The 18,523-nt window shown below is 63.5% G+C and carries 13 protein-coding genes and 1 pseudogene; 7 read left to right on the top strand and 7 right to left on the bottom strand.

The window, feature by feature from the left end:
* Window positions 1–38: 38 nt before the first annotated feature.
* Both acnA and BES08_RS11680 read right to left on the bottom strand, forming a co-directional pair.
* Entirely contained in the window at window positions 39–2,714 is a 2,676-nt protein-coding gene (gene acnA, locus BES08_RS11685) for an aconitate hydratase AcnA (RefSeq protein WP_069708375.1), read from the bottom strand.
* Window positions 2,715–2,857: 143 nt separating this feature from the next.
* Window positions 2,858–3,757, bottom strand: a complete 900-nt coding sequence (locus BES08_RS11680; protein ID WP_069708374.1) for a DMT family transporter — start codon at window positions 3,755–3,757, stop codon at window positions 2,858–2,860.
* A gap of 175 nt (window positions 3,758–3,932) precedes the next feature.
* On the opposite strand from BES08_RS11680, the gene BES08_RS11675 reads away from it, so the two are divergent.
* The 4 genes from BES08_RS11675 to BES08_RS11660 all read left to right on the top strand — a co-directional run bounded on the left by BES08_RS11675 (window position 3,933) and on the right by BES08_RS11660 (window position 7,946).
* Window positions 3,933–5,384, top strand: coding sequence for a L,D-transpeptidase family protein (locus tag BES08_RS11675; RefSeq protein WP_036526845.1), 1,452 nt, complete (start codon window positions 3,933–3,935; stop codon window positions 5,382–5,384).
* A 342-nt stretch (window positions 5,385–5,726) separates the two neighbouring features.
* On the top strand, window positions 5,727–6,020 hold the full coding sequence (locus BES08_RS11670; RefSeq protein WP_069708373.1) for an MCP four helix bundle domain-containing protein: 294 nt from the start codon (window positions 5,727–5,729) through the stop codon (window positions 6,018–6,020).
* Window positions 6,021–6,237: 217 nt separating this feature from the next.
* Window positions 6,238–6,498 carry a hypothetical protein gene (locus BES08_RS11665; protein ID WP_008827633.1) on the top strand — a complete coding sequence of 87 codons (261 nt, stop codon included), beginning with the start codon at window positions 6,238–6,240 and terminating at the stop codon, window positions 6,496–6,498.
* Window positions 6,499–7,148: 650 nt separating this feature from the next.
* Window positions 7,149–7,946, top strand: coding sequence for a M48 family metalloprotease (locus BES08_RS11660; RefSeq protein ID WP_197524360.1), 798 nt, complete (start codon window positions 7,149–7,151; stop codon window positions 7,944–7,946).
* 480 nt (window positions 7,947–8,426) lie between these two features.
* Here BES08_RS11660 and BES08_RS11655 read toward each other — a convergent pair whose 3' ends face one another.
* Window positions 8,427–9,608: a pyridoxal phosphate-dependent aminotransferase gene (locus tag BES08_RS11655; RefSeq protein ID WP_069708371.1), complete on the bottom strand. Its 1,182-nt coding sequence runs from the start codon at window positions 9,606–9,608 to the stop codon at window positions 8,427–8,429.
* 129 nt (window positions 9,609–9,737) lie between these two features.
* Entirely contained in the window at window positions 9,738–12,272 is a 2,535-nt protein-coding gene (gene gyrB, locus BES08_RS11650) for a DNA topoisomerase (ATP-hydrolyzing) subunit B (protein WP_008827630.1), read from the bottom strand.
* A 288-nt stretch (window positions 12,273–12,560) separates the two neighbouring features.
* Between gyrB and BES08_RS11645 the strand changes: the two genes are divergently transcribed.
* The 3 genes and pseudogenes from BES08_RS11645 to BES08_RS34860 form a co-directional block, all read left to right on the top strand.
* On the top strand, window positions 12,561–13,646 hold the full coding sequence (locus tag BES08_RS11645; RefSeq protein ID WP_069708370.1) for an acyltransferase family protein: 1,086 nt from the start codon (window positions 12,561–12,563) through the stop codon (window positions 13,644–13,646).
* Between the two features lie 644 nt (window positions 13,647–14,290).
* Window positions 14,291–15,850 (top strand): glutamine-hydrolyzing GMP synthase, encoded by a 1,560-nt coding sequence (gene guaA / locus BES08_RS11640; protein WP_036526850.1) that lies wholly within the window; start codon window positions 14,291–14,293, stop codon window positions 15,848–15,850.
* A 400-nt stretch (window positions 15,851–16,250) separates the two neighbouring features.
* Window positions 16,251–16,547 (top strand): annotated as a pseudogene (locus BES08_RS34860) (Arm DNA-binding domain-containing protein); the annotation flags it as partial.
* A gap of 40 nt (window positions 16,548–16,587) precedes the next feature.
* On the opposite strand, the gene BES08_RS34855 reads toward BES08_RS34860, so the two are convergent.
* Genes BES08_RS34855 through BES08_RS11625 form a run of 3 tightly spaced genes read right to left on the bottom strand, consistent with a single transcriptional unit; the run spans window position 16,588 to window position 18,456 of the window.
* The gene (locus tag BES08_RS34855; protein ID WP_008827757.1) at window positions 16,588–16,884 is read right to left on the bottom strand and encodes a hypothetical protein; all 297 of its coding nucleotides are present in this window, start codon (window positions 16,882–16,884) and stop codon (window positions 16,588–16,590) included.
* On the bottom strand, window positions 16,881–18,128 hold the full coding sequence (locus BES08_RS11630) for a type II toxin-antitoxin system HipA family toxin (RefSeq protein ID WP_069708369.1): 1,248 nt from the start codon (window positions 18,126–18,128) through the stop codon (window positions 16,881–16,883). The genes BES08_RS34855 and BES08_RS11630 overlap by 4 nt, the downstream gene beginning before the upstream one ends.
* A complete protein-coding gene (locus tag BES08_RS11625) occupies window positions 18,121–18,456 on the bottom strand; it encodes a helix-turn-helix domain-containing protein (RefSeq protein WP_036526853.1) in 336 nt (111 codons plus the stop codon). Before BES08_RS11625 ends, BES08_RS11630 begins: the two co-directional genes overlap by 8 nt.
* Window positions 18,457–18,523: the final 67 nt, after the last annotated feature.

The following is an 18,523-nucleotide window of genomic DNA, read 5'->3' as shown; positions in this document are numbered from 1 at the left end:
CGGGGTTTTCGTTTCGGCATCCGACGCGCCGCGTCGGATCAACTCGCGGCGAGGTTGCGCAGCACGTACTGCAGGATGCCGCCGTTGTTGAAGTATTCGACCTCGTTGGCGGTATCGATGCGGCACAGCGCCGTGAAGGTGAACTGCGTGCCATCCGGACGGGTCACCTCGACTTCCACGTCCTGACCCGGCTTCAGGGTGGCCACGCCCTTGATGGTGAAGGCGCAGTCGCCATTCAGCGCCAGCGAGTGGCGGCTGTCGCCCTCCTTGAACTGCAGCGGCAGCACGCCCATGCCGACGAGGTTGGAGCGGTGGATGCGCTCGAAGCTTTCGACGATGACCGCGCGCACGCCCAGCAGGTTGGTGCCCTTGGCCGCCCAGTCGCGCGAGGAGCCGGTGCCGTACTCCTTGCCGGCGATCACCACCAGCGGGGTGCCTTGCGCCTTGTACTTCTGCGCGACGTCGTAGACCGCGCCGGGCTCCTCGCCAAAGCGGCTCATGCCGCCTTCGATGCCGGGGACCATCTCGTTGCGGATGCGGATGTTGGCAAACGTGCCGCGCATCATCACTTCGTGGTGGCCGCGGCGCGAGCCGTAGGAGTTGAAGTCCGCCTTGGCGACCTGGTGCTCCATCAGCCACTTACCCGCCGGGCTGTCGGCCTTGATCGAGCCGGCCGGAGAGATGTGGTCGGTGGTGATCGAATCGCCCAGGATCAGCAGCGGCTTGGCCTCGATGATATCGGTCACCGGGGCCGGGGTCATCTCCATGCCCTCGAAGTAGGGCGGGTTGGCGACGTAGGTGGACCCGGCGCGCCACTTGTAGGTTTCCGAGCCGACCACATTGATCGCCTGCCAGTGCTTGTCGCCCTTGTAGACGTCGGCGTAGCGGGCCTGGAACATCTGGCGGTCGACGGCGGCGGTCATCGTCTCGGCGACTTCGAGGTTGGTCGGCCAGATGTCCCTGAGGAACACGTCCACGCCGTCCTTGCTCTTGCCGATGGGGGTGGTGAGGAAGTCCTCCACCACGGTGCCCTTGAGCGCATAGGCGACGACGAGCGGCGGCGAGGCGAGGAAGTTGGCGCGCACGTCGGGCGAGACGCGGCCCTCGAAGTTGCGGTTGCCCGAGATCACGGCGCTGGCGACGAGGCCGTTGTCGTTGATCGCCTTGCTGATCGGCTCGGCCAGCGGGCCGGAGTTGCCGATGCAGGTGGTGCAGCCGTAGCCGACGAGGTTGAAGCCGATGTTGTCGAGGTGCGCCTGCAGGCCCGCCTTGTTGAGATAGTCGGTGACGACCTGCGATCCCGGCGCGAGGCTGGTCTTGACCCAGGGCTTGGGCTTCAGACCCAGCTCGTCCGCTTTCTTGGCGACGAGACCGGCGGCCACAAGAACGCTCGGGTTCGAGGTGTTGGTGCAGCTGGTGATCGCCGCGATCATGACGTCGCCGTCACCGATGTCGAAGTCCTTGCCTTCGACGGGGACGCGCTGCGGGGTCTTCTTGTACGTCGCGGCCATATCGGCGTTGAACACGTCGTCCACTTCGGGAAGGGCGACCCAGTCCTGCGGGCGCTTGGGACCGGCGAGCGAAGGCACGACGGTCGACAGGTCCAGCTCCAGCGTGCTGGAGAAGATCGGATCGGGCGCGCCCGGCTCCATCCAGAAACCCTGCTCCTTGGCATAAGCCTCGACGAGGGCGATCTGCTCTTCCTCGCGGCCGGTCAGGCGCAGGTAGTCCAGCGTCTTGCCGTCGATGCCGAAGAAGCCGCAGGTCGCGCCGTATTCGGGGGCCATGTTGGCGAGCGTCGCGCGGTCGGCGAGGCTGAGCGAGGCGAGGCCGGGGCCGAAGTACTCGACGAAGCGGCCGACGACGCCGTGCTTGCGCAGCATCGAGGTGCAGGTGAGCACGAGGTCGGTGGCGGTGACGCCTTCCTTCAGCTCGCCCACGAACTTGAAGCCGACGACTTCGGGGATCAGCATCGACACCGGCTGGCCGAGCATTGCGGCCTCGGCCTCGATCCCGCCGACGCCCCAGCCCAGTACGCCGAGCCCGTTGACCATCGTGGTGTGGCTGTCGGTGCCGACGCAGGTATCGGGATAGGCGACCAGTTCACCGTTCTGGTCCTCGCTCGACCACACGGTCTTCGCGATGTTCTCCAGATTGACCTGGTGGCAGATGCCGGTGCCCGGCGGCACCGCATAGAAGTTGGAGAGCGACTTGGAGCCCCACTTGAGGAAGTCGTAGCGCTCCATGTTGCGGGCGTACTCGATCTCCATGTTCTCTTCGAAGGCCTTGGGGTGGCCGAATTCATCGACCATGACCGAGTGGTCGATGACGAGGTTCACCGGGACCAGCGGGTTGATCTTGCTGGTGTCGCCGCCGAGCTTGGCGATCGCATCGCGCATGGCGGCAAGATCGACCACGCAGGGGACGCCAGTGAAGTCCTGGAGGAGAACGCGGGCCGGGCGGTACTGGATTTCCTCGCCGGTGACGGGGTTCTTCTGCCAGTCCACCACGGCCTGGATATGCTCGGTGCCGACGGTGAAGCCGCCGTCCTCGAAGCGCAGCAGGTTCTCGAGCAGCACTTTCATCGAGAAGGGGAGGCGGGAAACATCGCCCAGTTTCTCGGATGCCTTGGCTAGCGAGTAGTAAGCGACGGTCTTGCCGCCGACGGTCATGGTGCTGCGGGTGCCGAGCGAGTCCTGTCCGACCTGTGTCATGGTGGGCTTTATCCCCTTTTGTGTAGAGCCTGCCTCGGGGACAACACGATTTGCTGCGTCGTGTTGCAGTGCGACAGGCGGAAATCTCTAGTCCCGGACGTGGGCTCTCGGCGGCCCAAGGTCAAGGGTGCGCGAGGCTAGACTTAGGTGTTGTTTTGGGCGGGGCGCGTGCCGATCCAGCAACCCGTCACGATCAATGCCGCACCTGCGACGATCCCGAGCCCGGGGCGTTCGCCGAACACCATCCAGCCCATGAGCGTGGCCCAGAGAAACCCGGTGTACTCGACCGGCACGAGCACCTGCGCCTCGGCCCGCGCATAGCCCCAGGACAGGAACAGCAGCGCGATGGTGGCGAGCACGGCGCCGAGCAGCGTCCATGCAAGGCTCGCGGCATCGGGCATGGTCCAGTAGAACGGGGCGAACAGGGCGAACAGCACCGTGACATTGAGATTCTGGAACAGCGCGATCTCCACGGGCCCTGCGAGCAGGGCCTGCTTGCGCTGCATGACGAGGTTGAGTGCATAGAATACCGCGGAGAGCACGATGGCGGCGGTGCCCTTGACCGCTTCGGCCCCGTACTGCCCGGCTCCGAAGCGGTCAGCACCGATCACCACCATGCCGACAAGGCCGAGCAGGGCGGCGAAGATAGCGCGCGGCCGGATCGTCTCGCCCAGCAGCAGCGCCGCGAAATAGAGCGCGATGATCGGCGCGAAGAACGAAATCGCCATGCCCTCGGCCATCGGGATGCGCACGAGGCCGTAGAAGAACAGCGCCGCCATCACCGAGGTGACGCAAGAGCGCTGGAAGTGGAACAGTGCGACCTTGCGGGTCGGCGTCGGGCGGCCCTTGGCCAGCCACAGCGGGATCGTCAGCAGCGTTCCGAACAGGTTGCGCAGGAGCAGCGCCGTGCCGACGCCGAGAACCAGCGAGGCGGCCTTCATCGCGGCATCCATGACGCTGAATGCGGCGATCCCGGCGACCACGGCCAGGACCGGGGCAAGCACGGGCAAAGCAGGCGGGTTGGGGGTGAAAGCGGCACGCATAAGGCCTGCGCCTCTCGCCCGGCGCAAGGTTGTGCGCAAGCAATTCATCGCCGGGACATGTCGCATCCTTGAAGAATGGCGCGTAAACGGGCACATCTATGCGGCGTGGCGGCAACCTTGGAGAGCGCCGCGCGTCTTCCCCCCAAGGTCTCCATCGGGCAGGTTTCAAGGCAATATGGTGAGTTTCAAGCGCTTCGGTTCCAGCGTCGTGTCGGCGCTGACGCTTCTGGCTGTCGGCGTGCAGCCGGTTCAGGCGCAGAAGATCAAGACCGAGAAGTTGCCCGAGGACCTGCTCCCGCCGACCGTCGCGATGCCGACACCGACGGCTCCTGCGACCGCGAGGCCGGTGCGTCCTGCAGCGGTCCCGACCGCGCAGCCCTCCTCTGCCCCGGGCGCCGTGCCGGTACAGGCGCCGACTGTCTCCTCTCCCATCGTGCAGGAAGTGACGCTGGCCGAGCCCGTCATGCCCTGGACTGTGTCGGATGCGCAGGCGCTGCTCTCCACGATCGGCTACATCGGCAAGGAAGGCCTGATCCCGGCCGACTACCAGCCCGCGGCGCTCAAGGCCGCCATCGCCAAGGGTGAGGGCGATGCGCTCGACGCGCTCGCGAGCCGCGTCTTCGCCTGGCTGATCGAGGACCTGCGCGACGGCCGCACGCCGATGCCTGCGCGCGTCCAGTGGTTCGCGGTCGATCCCGACCAGGACACCATGCCCACCCAGCAGATCATGGCGCAGGCGCTGTCCGACCATGACGTTGCCGGTGTCGTCGCCAAGCTCGCGCCGACCAACCCGGATTATGCCGCGCTCAAGGATGCGCTCAACGCCACGCCGATGGCGCAGAAGGATCGCCGCGCGCTGATCCAGGCCAACATGGACCGCTGGCGCTGGCTCGCCCGCGATCTCGGGACCGTCTACCTGATGACCAACGTGCCGGAATTCCAGCTGCGCCTGGTGGTCAAGAACAAGATCCTGCGCACTTACAAGACGGTGGTGGGCAAGCCTGGTCGTACCGCCACCCCGCAGCTGGCCGAGACGGTCAGCGCGGTCGTGTTCAACCCGACCTGGACGGTGCCGCAGTCGATCGTCAAGGGCGAAGGGCTGGGCGCCAAGGTCATGAACAACCCGAAGTGGGCCGCCAACAACGGTTACAAGGGCTACAAGGCCGAGAACGGGATGATCACCGTCGTCCAGCAGCCCGGTCCCAGCAATGCGCTTGGCCTCATGAAGATCGACATGCCTAACCCGCATGCGATCTACCTGCACGACACGCCCGCGAAGTCCTACTTCAACTCCGACGTGCGTGCCTTCAGCCACGGCTGCATCCGCACCGAGCGCGCGGTGGAACTGGGCATGACGATGGCAATCCTGGGCGCCGGCATGTCCGGCACCGATGCCGCCGAACTGTCGCGCGCGGGCGAGTACAAGAAAGTGGCGATGACCCGGACCTTCCCGGTCTATCTCACCTACTTCACCTTCGCCCGTTCGATCGACGGGACGCTGCAGGCGTTCAACGACATCTACGAGCGTGACGCGCCGGTGCTCGCCAGCTTCAAGGCCGCGCGCCAGCTCAAGACCACCCAGCGTGCCAGCGACGAGGCGATCATCCAGCTGGATAACCCGCTGTAAAAGGCATGCCTGGCGAGCGGGAATGGGCCGCCGAGCGGCGCTGCATCCGTGAGCATGCTGGATCAATTCAGCATGGCACGGCCGCTGATGCGGCCCGCTATAAGCGTTAATGCCAGAACTGGTGCGGTGACACTGCGCGGGCGGAGCTTTTCCAGTTTTTGCTTCGCCATATGTGAAGCCTGCACGTCAGCGCTGCAGGGCGCAACTGCCCAGGGTGCGACCCCGGCCGATCAATCCGCGCTTCGAGCGGCGTATGAGATCAACGCCGCAGCGATGGGGCCGTCCCTTTGCTTGTCGGGCGCGCCGCCGGGCTCCTAAGGCTGAGACGCAAGGAGAGCTGCGATGACTGATCCGAACGACGCCGACCGTATCGATGCTGCTACCAGCCGTATCGTCGACCTCGAGGCTGAACTGGAAGCTTCCGGCACGACAACCCGCGAAGCTGAGGCGTTGGCCCGGGTTCGCGAGGTTCTTCATCAGTGGGTTGATACCGTATCGGCGGTGGTCGCCACACCTGGGGTCGGACGGGTCGTGCTGATTCATGAGAACGGAAGCGAATCGCGCATTGCCTCCCCCGAGCTGCCGTTCCTGCTGGCCGTCCCGGTGACGTTTGGCGCTTTCAGCCAACGGGACTAGCGGTGCCTTGCTCGCCTCGCTGGCACCGCAACAGCGCGCAATGTCTGCGCCGGATTTTGTGGTCCAGAAAGCGACGAGCGTCCCGTCAAACATGATCGATCGGTGTAAATGTTTTGGTGCTATCAATAGGGCGGCCATCGCCTGCGACGCGATAAGCGGCGTTGCGTATCCGGCCCATAGTTCCTAGAATGCCGCGGTGCAGCAATTACTATCATCAATGCGCTTTTTCGTTACGGCGATTGCATTCGCCCTTTGCGGGGCAGCCGCGCGCGCGACGTTCCAGTATGTTGAAACGCGCTGGCAGGTCGTGATTTTCGTGACAATGGCCGCGGTGATGGAGATCAGCGCCGATGATCGCGGTCGCCGTGCCAGCAAACTCCGGTTTGCCGTCAACGCAAGCAGCGCAGCGGCGGCGATCATTGCCGTCAAATGGTACATCGAGGGCGTATCACCGCTGGTTCTGACCTTGCTGCCGTGAACGGGCGCCCGCGTTGCCATTGCCGCGATACCGCTTCGGCAGCGACAATACCGGCTGCACCGAACGACACCTCTCATCGCGATCCGAGCCCCGGCAGGAATGAAACCAGGCGATCCAGGTTCATGTTCCCGTGCCCGTTTGCTGCCCCGGTGCAAATGTGAAGTGGGGCGGAATTACAGCGGTACTGACCCGTTTTTCCTCCTTAAGCGGTCTGGGCCGAATTTTCGTGGTTCTGGCCGCACGCGGCCGCTCGCTTCTGATGATACGCGATGCTTGATGGCAGAGTGCTTTGCGAAGCAAGATGCGAGGTGTGCCCACGTCGCCCAATGGAAAAGGTCGTTTGAAAGCCGCTGGCACGAGCCATTGCAGGGGTGGCCCGTATCTGCTTTGCCAATTGCGGTTTCTCGCAATGCGGCAAGGGCGCTATCATTTCTGGCGGTAAGCTTATTGCGGTAAAAATGAGATTTATGAACACCGGCATTCGAAGTTCCATGGTGCATCGCACCGCTGTCGCTGCACCGAGGCGGTTGCAACATCAGGTTTGCCGATGGGCCCTCGTCCTGCTGCCTCTTGCAGCAGGGGCGCTATCGAGCCCATCGGTTTTCGCGGCGCCGCCGAGCGAACCCTGGCCCGTCGCCTTGCGGGTCCAAATGGCGAAACTGACCACGGTTGGCTACAGACTGAATCTGGCCGCTGTGGATTTGTGCTCCAGCAAGGTCGCCGGTACCGGAATGAGCCTCGACTACATCGGCGCTTATTCCGAAAGTGACCGGCCGGCCGTCTCGCAGCTGCTGAGCATGAATGATAAGCCCCAGATCGCTGCCGTGGTCAAAGGTGGCCCTGCGGACCTTGCGGGTGTCCGCGTGGGTGACGAATTGCTGGCCGTCAATGGTGAAACAGCTGGCGCGATAATCGCCGCTTCACCTGACGCTGCGCTGATCGCCGATGAGATAGAACAGCGCTTGGCACAGCAGCCTGTAGCGAAGGTGATCCAGCTCGGATTGCGCCGTGACGGTAACGCCTTCGAGGTTCACATCCAGCCGCAACTGACTTGCGCAGCGCGCTTCGTGATCAAGACCGGTGAGGGGATCACCGCGTTTTCTGACGGCAGTAACGTCGCGATATCCAGCAAGCTGATCGCATTTGCCGTTAACGACGATGAACTGGCTTTGGTCGCCGGGCATGAATTGGGCCATGTCATCTACCACGACGGGACGGCGGGAAGTCTTGCGGAACGCAGGCGGATGGAGGATCGCGCGGATAGTGTGGGGCTGCGATTGGCCACGTGCGCGGGATTTGACCCCTCGACCGGATTGGAGTTCTGGCTTCGACGTGACGAGCAGGACATGCTCCGACTGTTTCGTGACCCATCGCATCGCTCCCGCAAGGCGCGCGTTCAGCTGATGCGTGATGAAATTCCGAACATTCAGTGCCCATATCGGCCTTGAGTGTAGCTCTCTTGCAGTAATCCCCTGTCCTCTCAGCCGCGCTTGCCGCACTGAGGCGCGAGATCGCAGGATCGGCCGCTCTGGCCGGCTCATTATCGATGGCCGGGCCTTCCGTTCGCGAAGAGCGGTTTGCGACCAGCACCCTTGGCCCAGCCGGATAGGAACGGCGCGCCATCGTGATCTCAGCAAACCAACGATTTCCTGGCCGGCATTCCGTTGCGTCGCCATGATGCGCTGAGCGCCACCGGCATGGAGCGGCGCCCGCATCACCCAGCCATTCTTGAAATGAATGTCGCTGGCCATCGCAAGCGATCCTTCTTGCCCGCAGCGACAATCCGCTTGATCCAGCGGCATTATGCCGCACCAGCGAAATGATCCAGTCTGCGTGTGAGGGCGGCACCGTGATGATACCAGGCGTGGCCACACCCAATGGCCATGCTGGCTGGCTGTTCCCGTTCGGCGGAGATGATACGCGTTAGCTCACCCAGTTAGGATACGGTCCAGTGCCAGCCGAAACTTCGCCATGTCCTCGGCCGAACCCACGGTGATCCGCGACATCCGCGGATAGGCGCTCCATGAGCGGCCGATCTGTACGCCCTGCGCCAGAAACGCCTCGCTCATCTGTTTGGGCGAACGGTCGTTCCATTCGAGAAGGAACATATTGGCGCGGCTGCCCGGCAGAACCTTCAGGCCCCGTTTCGCGACGTTCGCCAGCGTTTCCTCGCGCGCGGCCTCCATCTGGCTCCGCCGTGCGGCGATCTCGCCCGTCTGCGTCAGTGAGGCGGTCCCGCAGGCGACGGCCGTGATCGGCAGCATCATCGTCACCAGATCGCCGTCGTAGCGCATCATCCGCTTGTGCAGCGCAGGATCGGCCACCGTCAGGCCAAGGCGCATGCCCGCCATCCCGAACAGCTTGGAGAACGACCGCATCACGATCACGTCGCTGCGCGTCGCGGCAAGCGGCATCGCGCTGGGGGCGCCGGCGAAGTGGAGATAGGCTTCGTCCACCAGCACCACCGCGTCCTTGGGCTTGGCGGCGAGCAGCCACTCGATGTCGGCAAGCGGGGTCAGCGTGCCGGTGGGGTTGTTGGGCGTGCAGATATAGTAGAGCCCCGCGTTCGGATCGGCGGAGAGCATCGCGCGCACGTCATGACCGTTGGTCGGTGTGAGCGGGACTTTCGACACCTTGGCCCCCAGCCATTCGCCCACCTGCCAGATCGGCTCGAAGGTCGGGTCGGCGGTGACGATCCCGCGTGTAGGGGACGCAAACGTGACGGCGATGCGGGCGAGCGGATCGCTCGAGCCCGGCCAGGCGACGACGCGATCTGCAGGCACCCGTTCGACCATCGCGACGGTGTCGCGCAGCTTCTGGATCTCGCCGTCGGGTTCGTAGCGGTTGCCTTGCGTGACCGCCTTCATCGCGGCCTGCACCCCGGCGGGGAAGGGGCCGGTCCAGCACTCGTTGGCGCCGATCCGGACGGTCCCTGTCGCGGCCTTGGGCACTTGCGCGAAGGCAGGCCCAAAGCCTGGCATGACCTGCGCCGCCGCGACCCCGCCGCCGAGCAGCACGGCGATCCGTCCGAAGCTGCGCCGGTCGTAGCCGCGGGTGACGAGGTCGTGCTTCAGGTCGTCGTCAAGCGAAAGGGGAAGCGTGTCGGGCATGGGCGGCTCCAGCTGTGCAGTTGCAGCATGATGCCTCAGCAAGCGCGCAAGACAAGAGCGCCCACGCAAAAGGGCGGGAGTGCATCCAGTGCGCTCCCGCCCTTTCTGATTATCAACGCCGTGCGTGGATCAAACGTCGAGGTTGGCGACGTTGAGTGCGTTTTCCTGGATGAAGTCACGGCGCGGTTCGACGATATCGCCCATTAGGCGGGTGAAGATCTCGTCCGTCACGTCGGCGTCCTCGACCTTGACCTGCAGCAGCACGCGGTTTTCAGGGTCCAGCGTGGTTTCCCAGAGCTGGTCCGCGTTCATCTCGCCCAGACCCTTGTAGCGGGCGATCGACAGGCCCTTGCGACCGGCGGCAAGCACCAGCGCGAGGAGCTGGCTGGGACGGGTGATGACGTCCGCGCCCTGGGTCGGGCGGGCAGCGACGACGGGTTCGTCCTCGCCGTCTGCATCCACGGTCGCCTCGGGCTCTGCCTCGGCTGCGCTGGCGCGCACCAGGCGCGCGGTACCGGCGTAGACTTCGGCGTTCTCGGCGGCGAGGCGGGCGAGCTTGCGGGCCTCGGCGCTGGAGAGGAAGCTGCCTTCGATCTTGTGGTGATCGGTGACGCCGCGCCACAGGCGTTCGACCTCGACGGTGCCGTCTTCGGACAGGCGGGCCGACCAGCGGGCCTCGGTGTCGCCGCGATCGAGCCATGCCGCGGTGCGGGTGAGGGCGGCGCTGCGGGCCTCGATCGACAGGTCGGGCTCGAACACGCCGGCGAGGCCCAGTGCCTCGATGATGACGGGGTCGTAGCGGCGTGGCACGAAGGCCATCAGGTTGCGCATGCGGATCGCGTGCTCGACCAGCGCTTCGAGGTCAGGCCCGAGACGCGCGCCGCCCGAGGTTTCGAGCACGCGGCCGTTGAGGCCGGCCTCGACCAGATAGCGGTCGAGGTGGGCACCGTCCTTGAGGTAGACCTCCGAGCGACCCTTCGACACCTTGTAGAGCGGCGGCTGGGCGATGAAGAGGTGCCCGGCGCGGATGATGTCGGGCATCTGGCGGTGGAAGAACGTCAGCAGCAGGGTGCGGATGTGCGCACCGTCGACGTCTGCGTCGGTCATGATGACGATCTTGTGGTAGCGCAGCTTGTCGAGCGTGAAATCGTCGCGGATGCCGGTGCCCATCGCCTGGATCAGCGTGCCGACTTCCTTGGACGAGATGATGCGGTCGAACCGCGCACGCTCGACGTTGAGGATCTTGCCCTTGAGCGGCAGGATCGCCTGGGTCTTGCGGTCACGCCCCTGCTTGGCGGAGCCACCTGCCGAATCGCCCTCGACCAGGAACAGTTCGCACAGCGAGGGATCGCGCTCCTGGCAGTCGGCCAGCTTGCCGGGCAGGCTGGCGATGTCCATCGCGCCCTTGCGGCGGGTCAGTTCGCGGGCACGCTTGGCGGCTTCGCGGGCGGCGGCGGCGTCGATGATCTTCTGGACGATCGACTTGGCATGGGCGGGGTTCTCCTCCAGCCAGTCGTTCATGCGGTCCGCCATCAGGCTTTCCAGGGGCTGGCGCACTTCGGAGGAGACCAGCTTGTCCTTGGTCTGCGAGGAGAATTTAGGATCGGGCAGCTTGACCGAGACGATCGCGGTCAGACCCTCGCGCATGTCGTCGCCCGTCAGCGAGACCTTCTCCTTCTTGAGCAGGCCCGACTTCTCGGAATAGTTGTTGAGCGTGCGGGTCAGCGCTGCGCGGAAGGCGGCAAGGTGGGTGCCGCCGTCACGCTGCGGGATGTTGTTGGTGAAGCACAGGACGTTCTCGTAGTACGAATCGTTCCACTCCAGCGCGACGTCGATGCCGATGCCGTCGCGCTCGGACGAGATCGCGATCGGCTCGGCCAAGAGCGCGGTCTTGTTGCGGTCGAGATACTTCACGAAGGCCGCGATGCCGCCTTCGTAGAACAGATCGTGCTCCTTGACCTCTTCGTGGCGCTTGTCGCGCAGCTTGATGCGCACGCCTGAATTGAGGAACGCCAGTTCGCGGTAGCGGTGCTCCAGCTTGTCGAAGTCGAACTCGGTGACGTTCTTGAACGTGTCGGTCGAGGCGAGGAAGGTCACGCGCGTGCCCTTCTTGAAGCCGTTATCGTCCGGGTTCTGTTCGGCCTTGGGGGCGGGGCCCTTGACCACCAGCGGTGCCACGGCATCGCCGTGCGCGAACTTCATCCAGTGCTCCTGGCCCTCGCGCCAGATCGTCAGCTCCAGCCATTCCGACAGCGCGTTCACCACCGAAACGCCGACGCCGTGAAGGCCGCCCGAGACCTTGTAGGCATTGTCGTCCGAGGTGTTCTCGAACTTTCCGCCCGCGTGCAGCTGGGTCATGATGACCTCGGCAGCGGAAACCCCTTCCTCGGCGTGAATGCCGGTGGGAATGCCGCGGCCGTTATCCTCGACTGAAACCGAGCCGTCGGGATTGAGTTCGATCAGCACCAGGTCGCAGTGACCGGCGAGCGCCTCGTCGATGGCATTGTCCGAAACCTCGAACACCATGTGGTGCAGGCCCGAGCCGTCATCGGTATCGCCGATGTACATGCCGGGGCGCTTGCGGACCGCGTCGAGGCCCTTGAGGACCTTGATCGAATCGGCACCGTAGGAGTTCTGGTTCTTGTTTTCGGGATTGCTGGCCATGGCGAGCATATAGGGTCTGAGGGGGGTAAACCCAAGCGAAACCGGCTCTGAGGCCGGGGTTTTCCACAAGGGTGCGACAGTGGTTCGGCGAGGCTGCGGCGAAGCGATGCAGGCAGGCGGCGGGAACGACATGCGTGGGGGGTGACGCCCGTCTACCAGAATTAAATATCTGTAATTCTGATGTCTTCGCCAGTGCAATTGATTGTTACTTGTCTGCGGCTTCTAATGATTAACGTCGGAATAAATATATCTCCTTAGCTTCCTGCTCTGAACAGGGGGTTAGAGCGCATGATTACGGACGTTTCCCAGAGGGACCTTGTCTGGCCCAATTTTGCCAAGGCGGGATGTATTTTGCTGGTGGTGATGATGCATCTGGGTGAGCAGGTTGCGTTGATGCCATGGGCGAACAATGTGGAACTGGCGGCGGCTTGGCATGTCTTGAACGGTTTCATCCGGCCGGTGCGTATGCCCCTGTTCTTTCTTGTCTCCGGGATTCTCGCTTCTGAGTCGGTCATGCGGCCGCGCCTCGATACGCAGCGCAGCCGGTTGGTGAGGCCGCTCTACCTCTACTTCGCCTGGGGCGTGATTTACCAGGTCCTGGTGCCGATGGACCCGGCCGCGTCCTGGTTTGAATGGACGGCGGATAACCGCCTCCTGCCCGTGCTGCTTCTGACCCGCATGTCATGGTACCTGTTGGCGCTGGGCATGTATTACCTGCTGACCAGGATCACTTTGCCGCTGCCGGTCTGGGCGGCGCTGCTGCTCTGTGCAGTGCTGTCAGTGCTGGGGACTATGTTCGAAGGGCACCTGTCCGCACATCAGCCCAAGATGCTGCGCTGTGCGATTTTCTTTGTCGCTGGTGTGCGCATGAAGGACCAGGTCCTGGCGTTCGTCGAGCGCGCAACGGCTTCGCGCGTATTGGTACTGGGCGGGGCGTACCTTGTCGGGGCGGCCGTGGCTTTGAAGTCCGACACGTTTCTGCTGCCGGTGGATATTCTGGCGGTAGCGGCCGGTGCGATGCTTTGCATGCTCTTGGTGCGTCGGAGTTCGGCGCTGATCGCGCCTGCCTCCTGGCTCGCCAAGCGAACCCTGCCGATCTACCTCATGCACTTCCTGATGATGCCCGGGCTGGCCTTCCTCCTCGAGCGCTGCGCTACGCCTATCCTCACCAGTGTCTGGGCAGGAGCAGTCTATCCGCTCCTGGCTGTGCCGCTGATCGTGACAGCGTGCCTGGTGGCACATGGTGCGTTGTTGCGGACGGGAGCGGCGGACTGGCTGCTGGATCTGCCCGCATGGCGCTTGCCGGATACTGGCCGCAAGGCAATGCTTTCTTCGCGTGGCGGCGTGACCATGCCTGTGAAGATGGCAGCATGACGTTGGTACGAAAAAAGGCGGCCCTGGGGCCGCCCTTCTCATGGGTAATTCAGGGTAACGCCACCGGCGCCTGGAAAATCAGGCGAGGGTAAGCGCGAACGCCAGCGCGCTGGTGCCCAGCGCGGCAGCGAACCCGAACGTGCGGTGCACGAGGGTCATAATAAAGCTCCTGCAAACATTCTTATCGTTTCATCGCATATGCGGAGCGTTCCGGCGCTCCGCCTTGCGTGCGGCAGGAAGCGTTCCGGCGCCTCTTGCTGCGATGCGGCAAATAGCGATGCACAAATTTTGCGCAAATTCAAAAGGGGCAAGTTATGTTGCATGTCTTGCAACAGAGGCTCGATTCGGCGTGCATTGCGCTCAAGTCATCGCCGAAAATGACCGGTTTTCTCCTGTTGCTGTTATCGCTGTGTCGATCTGACTGACGTGGGCCTCCGGCAAGCCTTCAGCAGTCTTTAGTGGATTGCCTAAAAAATAGGCAATTATCGGTGCGACGCTAAATGCTGCAATGCGAACTCAAAATCGCGGAGCCTACGCAAAGAAATGGAAAACTGCCCTGACGGGTTGCCTGGCGCAGTAATGATGCGTCATCTGCCGCGTTTCGGGGGCTGGACAGCCAACCCGCGCGCGACTAGTGGCTCGCCATGAATATCCAGCCCACCGAATCCGTTCTGATCGTCGACTTCGGCAGCCAGGTGACGCAGCTGATTGCCCGGCGCGTGCGCGAGGCCGGCGTCTATTCCGAGATCGCCCCGTTCAACGCCGCTGAGGAGGCGTTCCGCCGCATGAACCCGGTGGGCGTAATCCTCTCCGGCTCGCCCGCCTCGGTGCTGGATGAGAACGGTCCTCGCATCCCCGACGTGATCCTCGAGAGCGGCCGCCCGATCCTGGGTATCTGCTACGGCCAGCAGTCGCTGATGCATCAGATGGGCGGTGAAGTGACCGGCGGCGATGGGGGCGAGTTCGGCCGCGCCTTCATCGAGATCGGCGATGAGTGCGCTCTGTTCAACGGCCTGTGGAAGGTCGGCGAGAAGCATCAGGTCTGGATGAGCCACGGCGACAAGGTGACCAGCCTCGCTCCCGGCTTCCGCCCGGTCGCATCGAGCGCAGGCGCGCCTTTCGCGGTGATCGCCAACGACGAGAAGCGCATCTACGCGATGCAGTTCCACCCCGAGGTCGTGCACACGCCCGACGGCGGCAAGCTGCTCAAGAACTTCGTGCGCCATGTCTGCGGTCTGACCGGTGACTGGACGATGGCCGAATTTCGCAAGACCAAGATCGAGGAAATCCGCGCGCAGGTGGGCGAGGGCCGGGTGATCTGCGGCCTTTCGGGCGGCGTCGATTCCGCCGTTGCGGCAGTGCTGATCCACGAGGCGATCGGCGACCAGCTCACGTGCGTGTTCGTCGATCACGGCCTGATGCGCATGGGCGAGGCGGACCAGGTCGTCAGCCTGTTCCGCGGCCACTACAACATCCCGCTGGTCCACGTCGATGCCTCGACGCTGTTCCTCAACGGACTTGAGGGCGTCACCGACCCCGAAGCCAAGCGCAAGTTCATCGGCAAGACCTTCATCGACGTGTTCGAGGACGAGGCCAAGAAGATCGGCGGCGCCGAGTTCCTGGCGCAGGGCACCTTGTATCCGGACGTGATCGAAAGCGTTTCGTTTACCGGCGGTCCTTCGGTGACGATCAAGAGCCACCATAACGTCGGCGGCCTGCCCGAGCGCATGAACATGAAGCTCGTCGAGCCGCTGCGCGAACTGTTCAAGGACGAAGTGCGCGAACTGGGCCGCGAACTGGGCCTGCCCGACGTCTTCGTCGGTCGTCACCCGTTCCCCGGCCCGGGTCTTGCCATCCGCATCCCCGGCGAAGTCAGCCGCGAGCGCTGCGACATCCTGCGCAAGGCGGACGCGGTCTACCTCGAGGAGATTCGCAACGCCGGTCTCTACGACGCGATCTGGCAGGCCTTTGCGGTGCTGCTGCCGGTCAAGACGGTGGGCGTGATGGGCGACGGTCGTACTTACGACAGCGTCTGCGGCCTGCGCGCGGTCACTTCGACCGACGGCATGACGGCGGATATCTACCCCTTCGACGCGGCCTTCCTCAGCCGCGTCGCGACCCGCATCATCAACGAGGTCAAGGGCATCAACCGCGTGGTCTACGATTACACCTCGAAGCCGCCCGGCACGATCGAGTGGGAATGATTTTTACCCCTCTGGCGGTATCCGATTGCACGCCATGTTGCGATCTAACCGTATGAGAAAAAACGATAAAAATATCATCATCTATCGTCGTCTATCGAGGGGCAATGCTCCGATTTGACGGTATAGCGGACGGTATGGGGGAACTTGTTCGGTTAGGGGTTTACCTATACCGTCAGGGCTAAGAGAGCTGCTGACGGTATAGTTTTTGACCATAAATATTTGAAATTACGAGATAAAATCGCTTCCAGCGACGCCTGTTTTGGCCTGACGGTATAATTGGCGCCTCTCTGCTGTTGTTTGGACAGAATTGGAGGCTCTCATGCTTACCAACACTTCTATTAAGGCACTGAAATAACAGAAAAAATTGTACAAGGTGAGCGATCGTGACGGTATGTAAGTCGTGGTCCAGCCGTCAGGGACCATCGTATTCCGCTGCGACTACCGGCTCAACGGACGGCGCGAGACGCTGACGCTCGGTCGATATGGTCCCGACGCCCTTTCGCTAGCCAGGGCTCGCGAGAAGCTAATCGACGCGAAGCGGGCCATTTCTGAGGGGCGGTCGCCTGCTCAAGAGAAGCAACAAGACAAGCGTCGACTGAAGGAGGCGAAGCGGTTCGGCGAGTTCGGCGAAAAGTGGTTCCAGGAATCGCGCATGGCGGACAGCACGCGGGCTATGCGGCGCTCCATCTACGAGCGCGACATTCTGCCGACATTCCGAAACAGGCTGCTGACGGAGATCACGCCGGACGATCTCCGTATGATGTGTGGGAAAAGTGAAGGATCGCGGCGCTCCAGCCACAGCCGTCAATGTGCGCGATATCGTGAAGCTGATCTTTGCATTCGCCATCCTGCATGGCGAGATGGTCGCCAACCCAGCGGATGAGGTTGGACCACGCGCCATAGGCGGCGCCCGGCGTCTGAAGCACCTCGCGAATGCCGGCGTCCTCGATATCCGCCACGTCCAGGTCGACTGTAGCGGCGTTGACGGGGCTGGCCGACGGTGGATCGAAGCTGTGAAGGAAGGTTCTCGTCATAGGGCCAGCGCCCGCTTGAGGTCGTCATGCTCGAAGGCGCTGGCCATGCGGTTTATCTCAGCCGGTCTCGCGCCGACCGCCTTTGCAGTTTCGCGCCAAGTTGAGGTCACGGTCGCCACGTCCTTGATGACCGTGCGAGCCTGCGCCAACGTGAGGGCGAAGAACTCCGAGGCCTCTTCCAGAAGGTCGAGCGAGCAGGTGCCCTCATCGAGATCGATGTTGGTCGTCAGCACTCGCGCTTTGATATCGGTCGGCACGGGATTGAGGTCATACGCTGGGGACAGTGACCATCCGGCCTTACCCAGCCAGAGGAAGCCGTGATTGCGCAGATGATCGTCGACATTTGAGATCAGCACATTGAAGACGACACGGCGATAAAGGGCGTGGGCATCGGTCTTCCCCTGCGCGCCATGCTCGGCCAGGGCGTCGACGATCTCCGGATAACTGCCGCGCTCGCCATCCTTGGCTCCCATCATCGCCATCGCCGACAGGAAGGGAATGCGGACCGCACCATCTCGATCGAAGCGCCGCGACAGCATGACCTTCTTGCCGGCGACATCGATCAGTTCGTGGAGCGGCGTGGCGATGCCGGCTTGGCCCGCCAGTCGTAGGGCGATCTCCTCCCATGTCTCCATGCTGTAGTCGTCGGTCTCTTTGGGAAACTTGGCGATGGAGAGATGACCGTGCTGGTCCACGACCGAGGCCTTGGGCCGCGCTCCGCCAAGTGACGAGCCGGGCGCGAAGATGAGCTGGAGGTCTTCGTCGGTTTCCTCATCGCGCAGAATGCGTTCGGTGATCTGAAGCAGTCGGCCGAGTTCGATCAGGGCGGGCACGCCGGCGCGGATCGGCGCTTGGAATTGTTCTTCGCCGACCCAACGGAAGCGAAGCGCGCCAAGTCGGGTCTCGTCGGCGACGCCGAGCAGATAATCGCTTTCGGCCAGACTGCGTACGGGGCGGCCATCGCGCTCGGCGCTGCGCCGCTCCGAGCGTTGCATGAGGCGGCGTCCCCAGGTGTCGGGCGCGGAATCGCCGATAGAGCCGAAGGTCGCCAGACCAGCGGGTGGCGCGAATGCCCCGCGCGTCAGGGCCAGAGCCGGCTCAAGCGAGAAGCGATCCGGGTCCTCAAGCCAGCCGCGATCATATTCGAACATGATGGTCTCGGCGCCACGGACGCGATTGCCCCGCGCCAACCCGATTGGGCGCGTGTGGCCATGAAGGTCGAGATGAACCTCGAAATCAGCCATCGCGCGACGCTCCGGTCGGCCGCTTCGGGTGGGCGTGCTTCGGCAAATCGGCGCTGGCCAATGCCTGGCCGACGCTGTCGTTGCCGATATCGGCGATCTGGCTCAATCCTTCCAGGAGACCGAGCGCCTGAAGGACGCCGGCATAGATACCGATGCTGACATTGGTATCGCCCGCCTCGATCTTTTGGAGCGTCGAACGCGACGTGAAGGCTCGCTCGGCCACAACTGCCATCGGCAGCCGACGACGGCGACGGGCATCATGGATGTCCGCGCCAAGCTTGCGCAGCGCGCGCCTCACCGCGGCTGGCGGATTATGGGGTGTCGGCATTTGCTACCTTCGCACTACAGACCGGAGAAATGTGTAGCACGAAGATTACAATTTTTCTATAGGGAAC

The sequence above is a fragment of the Novosphingobium resinovorum genome (assembly GCF_001742225.1).
Classification (GTDB): Bacteria; Pseudomonadota; Alphaproteobacteria; order Sphingomonadales; family Sphingomonadaceae; genus Novosphingobium; species Novosphingobium resinovorum_A.
This window is presented reverse-complemented; position numbering and strand designations above follow the sequence as displayed.